This is a genomic window from Shimia sp. (assembly GCF_041624275.1).
GTDB lineage: Bacteria > Pseudomonadota > Alphaproteobacteria > Rhodobacterales > Rhodobacteraceae > Shimia.
Genome location: NZ_JBFJVE010000108.1, coordinates 1 through 10,494, shown reverse-complemented (window position 1 = coordinate 10,494; position 10,494 = coordinate 1). Strand labels below are relative to the sequence as shown.

At 65.5% G+C, this 10,494-nt stretch carries 12 protein-coding genes; 5 read left to right on the top strand and 7 right to left on the bottom strand.

Translation table 11 applies throughout. The features are described from left to right. Positions 1–30: 30 nt before the first annotated feature. From ABZD10_RS09790 to fliF, 5 genes are all read right to left on the bottom strand, one after another. Positions 31–1,053: a flagellar motor switch protein FliG gene (locus ABZD10_RS09790; RefSeq protein ID WP_372886159.1), complete on the bottom strand. Its 1,023-nt coding sequence runs from the start codon at positions 1,051–1,053 to the stop codon at positions 31–33. Positions 1,054–1,187: 134 nt separating this feature from the next. Next, positions 1,188–1,928 carry a flagellar type III secretion system pore protein FliP gene (gene fliP / locus ABZD10_RS09785; protein ID WP_372886161.1) on the bottom strand — a complete coding sequence of 247 codons (741 nt, stop codon included), beginning with the start codon at positions 1,926–1,928 and terminating at the stop codon, positions 1,188–1,190. A 101-nt stretch (positions 1,929–2,029) separates the two neighbouring features. Beyond that, complete coding sequence (locus ABZD10_RS09780) at positions 2,030–2,377, bottom strand: FliM/FliN family flagellar motor switch protein (RefSeq protein ID WP_372886158.1); 348 nt, start codon at positions 2,375–2,377, stop codon at positions 2,030–2,032. Further along, positions 2,377–3,069 (bottom strand): hypothetical protein, encoded by a 693-nt coding sequence (locus tag ABZD10_RS09775; protein ID WP_372886157.1) that lies wholly within the window; start codon positions 3,067–3,069, stop codon positions 2,377–2,379. Before ABZD10_RS09775 ends, ABZD10_RS09780 begins: the two co-directional genes overlap by 1 nt. Continuing rightward, the gene (gene fliF / locus ABZD10_RS09770; RefSeq protein ID WP_372886155.1) at positions 3,066–4,787 is read right to left on the bottom strand and encodes a flagellar basal-body MS-ring/collar protein FliF; all 1,722 of its coding nucleotides are present in this window, start codon (positions 4,785–4,787) and stop codon (positions 3,066–3,068) included. Before fliF ends, ABZD10_RS09775 begins: the two co-directional genes overlap by 4 nt. A 147-nt stretch (positions 4,788–4,934) precedes the next feature. Here fliF and fliL point away from each other — a divergent pair, with 147 nt between their 5' ends. The 4 genes from fliL to ABZD10_RS09750 are packed head-to-tail and all read left to right on the top strand — an operon-like array spanning position 4,935 to position 7,601. Continuing rightward, positions 4,935–5,630: a flagellar basal body-associated protein FliL gene (gene fliL, locus ABZD10_RS09765; protein WP_372886154.1), complete on the top strand. Its 696-nt coding sequence runs from the start codon at positions 4,935–4,937 to the stop codon at positions 5,628–5,630. Between the two features lie 11 nt (positions 5,631–5,641). Beyond that, positions 5,642–6,595 carry a flagellar motor switch protein FliM gene (locus tag ABZD10_RS09760; RefSeq protein WP_372886153.1) on the top strand — a complete coding sequence of 318 codons (954 nt, stop codon included), beginning with the start codon at positions 5,642–5,644 and terminating at the stop codon, positions 6,593–6,595. Further along, a complete protein-coding gene (locus ABZD10_RS09755) occupies positions 6,576–6,944 on the top strand; it encodes a flagellar motor switch protein (protein WP_372886152.1) in 369 nt (122 codons plus the stop codon). Before ABZD10_RS09760 ends, ABZD10_RS09755 begins: the two co-directional genes overlap by 20 nt. A 3-nt stretch (positions 6,945–6,947) precedes the next feature. Further along, positions 6,948–7,601 (top strand): MotE family protein, encoded by a 654-nt coding sequence (locus tag ABZD10_RS09750; RefSeq protein ID WP_372886151.1) that lies wholly within the window; start codon positions 6,948–6,950, stop codon positions 7,599–7,601. Between the two features lie 83 nt (positions 7,602–7,684). Here the strand turns inward: ABZD10_RS09750 and rpiB are convergent, their stop codons facing one another. After that, on the bottom strand, positions 7,685–8,134 hold the full coding sequence (gene rpiB / locus ABZD10_RS09745; protein WP_372886150.1) for a ribose 5-phosphate isomerase B: 450 nt from the start codon (positions 8,132–8,134) through the stop codon (positions 7,685–7,687). A 79-nt stretch (positions 8,135–8,213) separates the two neighbouring features. Then, positions 8,214–9,113: a LysR substrate-binding domain-containing protein gene (locus ABZD10_RS09740; RefSeq protein WP_372886149.1), complete on the bottom strand. Its 900-nt coding sequence runs from the start codon at positions 9,111–9,113 to the stop codon at positions 8,214–8,216. A gap of 119 nt (positions 9,114–9,232) precedes the next feature. Here ABZD10_RS09740 and ABZD10_RS09735 point away from each other — a divergent pair, with 119 nt between their 5' ends. After that, entirely contained in the window at positions 9,233–10,468 is a 1,236-nt protein-coding gene (locus tag ABZD10_RS09735; protein ID WP_372886148.1) for an acyl-CoA dehydrogenase family protein, read from the top strand. Positions 10,469–10,494: the final 26 nt, after the last annotated feature.

Genomic DNA, 10,494 nt, shown 5'->3' with positions numbered 1-10,494 from the left:
GTCAGTGGAACCCCTTATTGAGTACAGACCCTAGTCGATCATCTCTTCGCCGTCGTCGCTGGGCAGGTCGATCTCGCCCTCCGAGGCCAGCCGCATGGCGATCTCGACCATGGCCGACTGCGCCTGTTTGACGTCGCGCGAACGCACCGCACCCATCGACTTCATCTCGTCCTGCAGCATGTCGCGCGAGCGCTGCGGCAGCGAGGACAGGACATACTCGCGCACGTCCTTTTCGGCGCCGCGCAGCGCCATCGGCAGGGTATTGCCCGAAATCTCGCGGATCACCTTGGCCAGCGCGTTGGGCGGCACCTTGCCGAGATCGTTGAAGACGAACATCTTCTGCTTGATGGCGCGGAACTGGTCCGGCATGCGCTTTTCCAGCTCGCGCGACAGGCCCTGGAACACCTTGTCGTCAAGCTTGTTGAACACCGAAACCAGCGTCTTCTCGATCTTGGCCTCGGCGCCGCGCCCGGCACTGGCCAGAATGCCCGAGCGCAGGCTGTCCTCGATGTTCTCCAGCGCCTCCTTGGGCAGTTCCTCGGTCGCCATCATGCGCTCGATCAGATCCGTGACCCGCTCTTCACCCATCAGCGGGATCACCCGCGCCACCGCGTCCGGCGTGAGGTTGGACAGGATGACGGCGACTGTCTGGTTGTGCTCCCTGCGCAGGAAGTCGGCCAGTTTCTTCTCGTCAAGCTTGGACAGTTCGCTCCAGACGTCGTCTTCCGGCTTGCCGGCGATCTCGCCGAGAATCTCCTCGACCCGCTCTTCCGGCAGGAACCCCTGCAGCAGGCTGCGGGCGGTGCCGACCGATCCGGTGACGGCGCCGAAATCGCCGATCTTCTCGCCGAATTCCTGCATGATCTCCTCGACCACCTCCGACTGGACCTCGCCCATGGTCGAGATCGCCTCGGTGATCTTGCGGATCTCGGCCACGTCCAGCTGCTGCATCAAGGCTCCGCCGCGTTCCTCGCCGAGACACAGGAACAGGATCGCGGATTTCTGCGCACCGCTCATCGGCTGGCGTTTGCGGAAGGGTGTGAACTGGTTCATGGCGTCGCGGCCGCTCTCTTCGGGCGTGGTCTTCTTCCCCGTCAGACTACCCCAGAATGCGCCGTCATATCAAGGATAATGGCCAGGAATGGCCCCTCCGAGAATTTATTCTTGGACGCTGGAGAGGCCTTTATCTAACCACCTGAAAATGCGCTATAAGATTGCATCAGACTGCCCGCCAGAAGATACCAGCCGTCGATCAGGACAAAGAAGATCACCTTGAACGGCAAGGATACGATGACCGGCGGCAGCATCATCATGCCGGCGCTCATCAGCACCGAGGCGACGATCAGGTCGATGGCGATGAAGGGCAGGTAGATCAAAAAGCCGATGGTAAAGGCGCGGCGCAATTCCGAGATCATGAAGGCCGGCACCAGCACCCGCCAGCCGGCCTCTTCCGGGGTCACCGCCGCGGGGTCGCTGTCGGCCTCGGGGGCCACGAACTGCTGGAACAGGGCCAGATCCTTGGGCCGGGTGTTGGCATACATGAAATCCTGGAACGGCGTGGCGATCTCGCGCAGCGCCTGTTCCTCGGTCAGCGAGTTCTCCAGCAGCGGCCGCAGCCCGCCCTGCCAGGCGTCGTCGAAGACCGGCTGCATGACAAAGAAGGTCATGAACAGCGCCATCGCGTTCAGCACCATGTTGGGCGGGGTCTGGTTCAGCCCCAGCGCCAGGCGCAGCATCGAGAACACGATCACGAAGCGGGTGAAGCTGGTGGTGACCACCAACAGCCCCGGCGCCACGCTGAGCACCGTGATCAGCGCGAAGACCTGAAGGATGCGGCCCGAGAAACTGGCCCCGTCGCCCTGTGCCGCGCCGCCCAGCCCCGAGGACAGATCGCGCACCAGCCCGGCAAGGTCGCTTTCCTGCGCCATCAGCGGCGCGCCGCCGCCAAGCCACAGCGCCAGCGCCAGGGCCGCCGGCCCGGCGCAGCGCCGAAGCTGTCGCGTGACTGTCGTTGCGATCACCGCTTGCCTCACATGTCCGGCACGAAGTCTTTGACCACCTCGCGCAGCGCGACGCCGATCATGTCGCCCTGAACCTTGACCAGGTCGCCGCGCGCGATGACCTTGTCGTTGACCATCACGTCGACCTGTTCGCCGACCTTGCGGTCAAGCTCGATCACCGACCCCTTGGTCAGTTTCAGAAGGTCCGAAACCGGCATCTGGTTGCGCCCCAGCACCACCCGGACATCCAGCTTGACGCCGAAGATCGCCTCGATATTGCGGCCGTCCTCGCGCTTTGCCTGCGGCGTTTCCGCCGTGGCCGCTGCGTCGGGGGCCCCGCTGTCCTCGGCCCCGGCCTGCGCTTCTGCTTCCACCATCACTCAGCCCTTTCTGATTGTTCCTTGAGCGTCGCCACCGAGCGCCGGAGCACGCTGCGCAGCTCGTCGCAGGCGCGCTCCAGGTTGTATTCGAAATACCCGTTCTTCCAGTTCAGCCGGGTCGCCGTGTCGGCCATTTCGGGATCGCCCGAAACCACGATGTCCATGTGATCAAAGTCCTGCGCCCGCCAGCGCTCCGCCGCCTGCTCGATCACCGGCAGCATCGCCTCCGAGACATGAATGCGCAGCGCCGCGTTGCCGCGCGCCTTGGTCATGCCCTCGCGGATGCGCGCCACCAGAAGGTCGGGGCCATGCGCCGAGAGAATCTCGGGCAGCAGCCGTTCCGCCAGACCCAGCGCCAGTTCGACCATTTCCTTTTCGATCTGCACGAAATGAAGGTCGATCCGCTCGGAGAGCGTGGTCAGCTCTTCGAGGATGTTCTCCGACACGCCCAGCAACTGGGCCTCGAGGGCGGCGCTCAGTTCGGCGACCGCCTCGGCACTGCCAAGCGCCTTGCCCTCGGCCATGGCTGCGGCACGGGCGTCGGCGATCATCATGTTGACCTCGTCCTCGTCGAACAGCACCGGCTCGGGCTCCGAGGCCTCATCGGGCGGCGCGGCGCCATTCAGGCCGCGCGGCGCGAAGGGACCGCCGGGGTCTTCGTCGAAGTTGCGCAGGAACAGCCCGCTCATGCCTCGGCCTCCGCCAGCAGCCACGACCGCATCACCCTGAGCACGTCCTCGGGCCGGTCATCGGCCATTTTCTGCACCGCCTCGACCCGCGCCTTCAGCAGGTTGCCGCGAATGCCCATGGTCTCGATATATTCATGCGGCCCGTTGTCCTCGGCGGGGTCGAACCGGCTGGCCCGCTCGCCATCGCTCTGCCCGGCGCCGGCTGACACCGCGTTCGCGCCCTGTGCCGTCGCCGCGCCCGGCGCCGCGTTGGCATCGGCGATCGCGGCCACCGGCGGGGCTGCGCCCTGAGCCTCGAGCGCGGCCGCCTTGGCCTCCTTGGCGGCGATTTCCTTCTGCTCCCCGTCCGTTGTCCGCATCTGGCGCAGCACCGGGCGCACCCCGAGCAGCACCACCAGCCCGACGATCAAGAGCGCCAGCAACCCGCGCACGATCGGCACGATGTTCTGCGACACCCGCTGCATCATCGACAGCGACACCGGCTCGCCGACATCCATCGAGTAATCCATGAACCGCAGGCTGTCGACCGACACCTGATCGCCGCGCGCGCCGTCAAAGCCGACCGCGGTTTTCACCAGTTCGGTCAGGCGGTTGATCTCTTCCGGGCCGCGCTCGGCATAGGTCACGTCCGAACCGTCGACACTGTAGATGCCGTTGACCAGCACCGCCACCGAGACCCGGCGCACCTCGCCGGCCTCGCGGATCACCTCGCGGCGGGTGTTGCCGATCTCATAGTTGATGGTCTCGCCCGATTTCGAACGTTGCGAGGTATTGCCTGCCCCCGGATCGGCCAGCGCCTCGGGAATGTTGTTCTCGACCCCGACATTGCCGCCGTTCTCGCTGCCGGCCTGGCTTTCCGACTTGTTCTCGGTCGACCGCACCACCTGCTGGTCGGGGTTGTAGCTCTGCTCGACGATGACCTCGCGTTCGGTGGTCAGCTCGACATTGACCCGCACCCGCGCGTTGCCGGCGCCGACCCGCGCGGTCAGAATCTCCTCGATGTCGCGCCCCAGCCGCTCCTCGATGGCGAATTTGTTGGATTGCATCGACACGTTGCCGTCACCATCGGCGGTTTCGGCCAGAATGGTCTCGCCATTGGCCGACAGCACCGTGACCCGGGTCAGGTCCAGCTCGGCCACCGCCGAGGCGATCAGGTTGCGGATCGACATCGCTTGTTTGCGCGAGACCGCCCGCCCCGGCACCGAGCGCACGATCACCGAGGCCCGCGGCACCGGCGCCTCGCGGGCAAAGGCGTCACGTTCGGGCAGCACCAGATGCACCCGCGCGCTCTGCACCCCGTCCAGGGTCTGGATCGACCGCGCCAGCTCGCCCTCGAGCGCCCGCAGCCGGTTCACCTTCTGCAGGAAGGAGTTCATCGTCAGCCCGCTGGCGTCGTCGAACAGCTCCCAGCCGGCCTCGCCGTCAATCGGGATGCCGGTCTCGGCCAGCACCATGCGCGCCCGCACCAGATCCTCGCGCGGCACCAGCACGCTGGAGCCGTCATCCGACACCTGCACCTCGAAGCCGGCGCCCGCCAGCGTGGTCTCGATACTGTTGGTCGCGGTCAGTGACAGGTTCTTGTAAAGCGGCGTGAAATCCGGCGACGACACGGCGCTGAGCCCGAACAGAAGCGCCGCCATCAGCGCCACCGAGGTCGCGCCGAGGATCATCAGGCGCTGACGCCCCAGAGCAAGAAGATTGTTGATCAGCTCAGGCACTTTTCTTCTTCCGCTTCAACTGTATTTCACTTTTTCCTTAGCTTAGCCTTACTATACTTGCTATACTCAAGTAAATAACAACTTCTATTCTTGCAAACGGTAAGAAAAGCAAGGAATATGGCGTCCAGCAGCAAGTGAGGGCGGAGAATGGCCAAGCCCGCAAAAAAGAAAGCCAAGGAAAAGGCACCCGAAGAGGCCGGCGGCGAAAAGTCCGTTGCGGCCCGCTCGGCCAGTGCGCGCAAGCTGTTGATGGCGGCGGTGCTGATGTCGGTGGCCTCGCTCGGCGGCGGCTTCTTCCTGGCGCGCATGGCCTATCTTCAGGATGCCTCGGCCTATGAGCCCGATTATGTCGCCGAGGATGGCGAGACGGCCGAGGGCCACGGCACCGAAGACGGTCAGGTGGTCGAGAGCCACGGCATTCAGGACCCGCTGGCCAAGGACGGCCACCCGGCCGCCGACGCCCAGGCGCTGCAGGAAGAAAAGAAGGGCGACGGCAAGGATGAAGACGGCGAAGCCGTCGCCGACAACGGCCTCTTGGATTTCGGCGCCCTGATGACCAACATCCACGGTTTCGACGCCCAGGGCGCGCCGACCAAGGCCTTTCTCAAGGTTGCGGTGGTCATGGTCTACCGCCCCGAAGAGGGGGCCGCCGCCATGGTGAAGGACCGCGAGCCCTTCATGCGTGATCTGTTCAACAGCTATCTGCGCGGCCTCCACGAAGTCGACGTGCGCGGCATGGCCGGGGTGCTGCATCTCAAGGCCGAGCTTCTGAAACGGGCGCGGGCGGCGATGGGCAACGACCTGCCGCAGGAAATCCTCATCAACGACCTGATAGTGCAATAGGAACCGGGACCGTGAACAAGGTGCTTTCTCCGCAGGAACTGGAAGAACAGGACGGCAACCTGATCGACGAGATCATCCGCATGTCCGAGTTCAGTTTCGACCGCCTGCCGATGCTCGACATCGTCGGCGAGCGGCTGGCCGATAATGTCGCCGTCGCCCTGCCCGACCTGACGCGGGTGGTCTGCGAGGCCTCGCTGGCGCAGCTTGACTATCTCACCGTCGGCAAGGCGCTCGAAAGCCTGCCGGCGGCGGCGATTTTCGCCCTCGGCTCGGGCAAGCCGCTTGATGGCGAATTCCTGGTCGTCATCGACGCCACCCTGCTGTGCGCGGCGCTCGAGCTGATGCTCGGCGGCGAGGCCAAGCAGCTTCCGGCGCGCGACGGCGGCGATTTCACGGCGATCGAGCGCGGTTTCGCGCGCCGCCTGTCCAATCTGATCGCCAAGGAATTCGAACGCAGCCTGGCCGCCGTGGTCGATGCCGAATTGCAGATCGACGAGATCGAGACCGACCCCGACGCGGTCAATTTCGCCCAGCCGGCCAGCCTCTGCGTGCGCCTCAAGTTCACCGTCGCGATGATGGGCCATACCGGTGTGCTCGAGCTGCTGCTGCCCTATCACGCGCTCGAGCCGATCCGCGCCCGCCTGGGCAAGGTCCATTTCGGCGAGCGCAGCGACGGCAGCGGCCTCTGGCACGACCAGCTTTCGGCGCAGCTGGCGCGCTCGCAGATGAAACTCGAGGCGGTCTTTGCCGAGGTCTCGGTGCCGATCGAGACCATCCTGAACTGGAAACGCGGCGACACGCTGAACCTCTTCGTCGAAGAAGACCACGAGGCCACCGTGACCTGTGCCGGCCTGCCGATGTTCCGCGCCGCCCTGGGCAAGCGCAGCAACGGCAACGTGGCGTTGCAGATCACCGAAGACCTGGAAACCAAGAAGGAGATTGAGAATGACCGAAACAATCATTGACGGGTTCATCATCCTGCTTCTGGCCGGAGCGATCGGCTACGGGGCGATGATCTCCCGAAAGGTGCGCCGCCTGATGGCCGTGCTCGAAGAGCTCGAACCCCTGGTCGAGGCCTATTCCAGCGCCGTCGACAAGTCGGAACATTCCGTCGCCGCGATGAAACAGAACCTCGAAGCCGGGCGCGCCGCCGCCGAAAGCGCCGAGGCCGCCCCGGCGCCCGAGCACGACCCCCAGACCTTCTCCAGCAGCCGCGGCCCCGGCGCCCGCATGCCGGGCATGCAGGTGGTGCGCGACAAGAAGGACCTGGTGCGCATGTTCTTCGAGGCCTCGCGCAGCGAATCGAGAGCCTGATCCATGTTGCGAAGCACACAGGGCAAGCTACTGCTCGGCGGTTTGGGGGTGGTGCTCTTCGCCAAGGCCGCGGTCTCGGTGCCGCTGCTGCCGCTGCGCACCGACCAGCTGACCGGCCCCGAGGTCATCATCCAGGCCGCCGCCTCGGCGGAACCCGAAGCGGCGACCCCGGCCGAGGATGTGCCGCCGATCGTTCAGGGTCTGACCCGGCCACCCGAGCAATGCGAGGCCCCCGAAGAGGTGCTTCTGGCGCTGGCCGAAGAACGCGACATCATCGCCGCCCAGCGGCAGGCGCTCAGCGCCCGTGAATCCGAGCTCGCCCTGGCCCGCGAGAAGCTGCAGATCGAAAAGGACGCGCTGCTTGAACTGCAGGGGGCGATCAACGACCTGCTGGCCCGGATCGACGCCTCGCAGACCGAGGATCTCGACCGGCTGATCGAGTTCTACAAGAACATGAAACCGGCCGATGCGGCGCGGATCATGGACGATATGGACATCGAGACCACGATCATGATTCTCGGCACCATGAAACCGCGTATCGCAGCGCCGATCCTGGCCAAGATGTCACCGGTGCGGGCCCGCGCCGTGTCGCGGATCATTCTCGAACGCTCGCAACTGCCGGGCGATCAGGACCTGACCGGCATCCGCCTGAACTAGGCGCGCCTTGCGGCGCAGGGGCCCCGGCGACGGCGGCCCCGCGCTTTGGGTCTGTCCGGGCCTCTCCGGCCCGGAAACCGCCGTCAGCCTTCGATGGCCGAGATCATGTCGACCCGCGTCGCGTGGCGCCCGCCCTCGAACTCGGCGCCCAGAAAGGCGTCGACGATCTCCAGCGCCAGCCCTTCGCCGACCACCCGCGCGCCCAGCGACAGCATGTTGGCGTCATTGTGCTGGCGGATCATCGCCGCCGAGAACGTGTCCGAGCAGACGCCGCAGCGGATGCCCTTGACCTTGTTGGCCGCCATCATGATCCCCTGCCCGGTGCCGCAGAGGATGATCCCCAGCCGGCAGTCGCCCGAGGCGACCAGCTGCGCCGCGGCCTCGCCATGGGCCGGGTAATGGGTGCTTTCGGGGCTGGTGGGGCCGATGTCGACCACCTCCCAGCCACGGGCCGCGATATGGTCGGCAATGGTCTGGCGCAGGGCGATGGCGGCGTGGTCGCTGGACAGGGCGATGCGGTTGGTGCTGGTCATGATGTCGTCATCCCGTTCGTCATGGCTGAAGGGCCGCGCGGGCCCGGTTTCCCCCTGCGGGCTACGCCAAAACCGCCGCTCATGCAATGCGCTCGGCAAACAGCCCCCGCAGGATCCGGCGCAGCCAGAGGTTGGCCGGGTCCTCGTCATGGGTGCGGTGCCAGTAGAGGTTGAACGCCAGCGGCGCCACCTCGAAGGGCAGATCGAGCACCGCGAAACCGAGGCTGCGGGCCAGCTCTTCGGTGATCGTCAGCGCCAGGTCGCTGGCGCGCAGCACCGGGATCGCCGACCGGTAATGCTGCACCCGCAGCCGGATGTTGCGCCGGTGGCCCATGGCGCGCAGCGCCAGATCGACATAGCCGGCGCCGCGCCGGCGCCCCGAAACCGTGATATGGCCAAGCCCGAGATAGCTCTCGAGGCTCAGCGGCGCCGCTGCCAGCGGGTGATCGGGGCGCAGGGCGCAGACATAGCGTTCGCTGTGCAGCGGCGCGTGCAGCAGGTCGCGCGCGTTCTCCAGCGGCACGTCGATCGCCAGGTCGAGCCCCCCCGAGGCCAGCTCGCGCGCGATCTCGCGGCGCGACGACCGGTAGCTGCGCAGCGCCACCCCCGGCGCCTCCGCGAACAGCGCCTGCATCAGCGGCGGCATGGTCCGCGCCTCGATCCAATCGTTCATGCTGAGCCGGAACACCCTCTGGCTGCGCGCCGGGTGAAACTCGTCGCGGGCATGGGCCGAGGCGCCCAGCAGCGCCATCGCCTCGCCGACCCGCCCGGCCAGGCGTTCGGCAAAGGGGGTCGGCGTCATGCCGCGGCTGGTCTTGACGAACAGCGGGTCGCCGAACACCCGCCGCAGCCGCGCCAGCGCATTGCTGACCGTCGGCTGGGTCACCGACAGGCTTTCGGCGGCACGGGTCAGGTTGCGTTCGGCATAGATCACGTCGAAGACCAGGAACAGGTTCAGATCAAGTTGCGAAAGTTTCATGCCGGCCATTCACCATTTCAATGGCTGGCATTGAAATAATAAAGTTAGCGAATGTCAAATTTCATGCGACACTGATCCCGACCACCCCGTCACGACCTGTTACGATCAGAGGATTCCTTATGGATTTCACCTATTCGCCGCGCACCGAAGAGATGCGCGAAAAGCTGCGCGCCTTCATGGATGCCCATATCCAGCCGCGCATCCGCGCCCATCACGAGGAAACCCACGCCGGGCAGTTCCCGGTCTCTTTCATGGAGGATCTCAAGGCGCTGGCCCGCGAAGAGGGGCTGTGGAACCTGTTTCTGCCCGGCCTCAAGGACGACGAACCGGGCACCCGCCTCAGCAATCTCGAATATGCGCCGCTGGCCGAGATCATGGGCCGGGTGCCCTGGTCGTCCGAGGTGTTCAACTGCAACGCCCCCGACACCGGCAACATGGAGCTTCTGCACATGTTCGCCACCCCCCAGCAGCGCCGCGACTGGCTCGAGCCGCTGATGCGCGGCGAGATCCGTTCCTCCTTTGCCATGACCGAGCCCGATGTCGCCTCGTCGGATGCCACCAATATCACCACCAGCATGCGGCGCGACGGCGACGACTATGTCATCAACGGCCGCAAGTGGTTCATCACCAATGCCACCCATCCCAACTGCCGGGTGTTCATCGTCATGGGCAAGACCGACCCCGATGCCGAAAGCCACCGCCAGCAGAGCATGATCATCGTGCCCAAGGACACTCCCGGGGTCGAGATCGTACGCAACCCGACGGTGCTCAACCACCACGCGCCCGAGGGCCATGCCGAGATCCTGTTCACCGATGTGCGGGTGCCGGTGTCCAATCTGCTGGGCGAAGAGGGCAGCGGTTTCGCCCTTGCCCAGGCGCGGCTGGGGCCGGGGCGGATTCACCATTGCATGCGCTCAATTGGATCGGCGGAAAAGGCTTTGGATCTGATGATTGAACGCGGGCTAGGGCGCGAGGCCTTTGGTAAGAAAATCATCGACCTAGGCAAGAACATGGAGACCATCAGCCGCGCGCGGATCGACATTGAAGCGATGCGGCTAATGGTGTTGAAAGCCGCCAAAGCGATGGATGTGCTGGGCAACAAAGAGGCGCGCATCTGGGTCAGCATGATTAAGGCGCTGGTGCCGGAAAAGGCCTGCGAGATCATTGACGCCTCGATGCAGGTACATGGTGCCACGGGGATGAGCCAGTGGAGCCCGCTGTCAGGCATGTACACTTGGCAGCGTGCGCTGCGCTTCGCCGATGGGCCGGATGAGGTGCACCATCAGGTGATTGCGCGGGCCGAGGTGAAGGCGTTTCAGGCCTCGAACACGCGCGGCTCCGACGGCGACATCTGACATGGAGTTGCATGGGCGCGTCATCG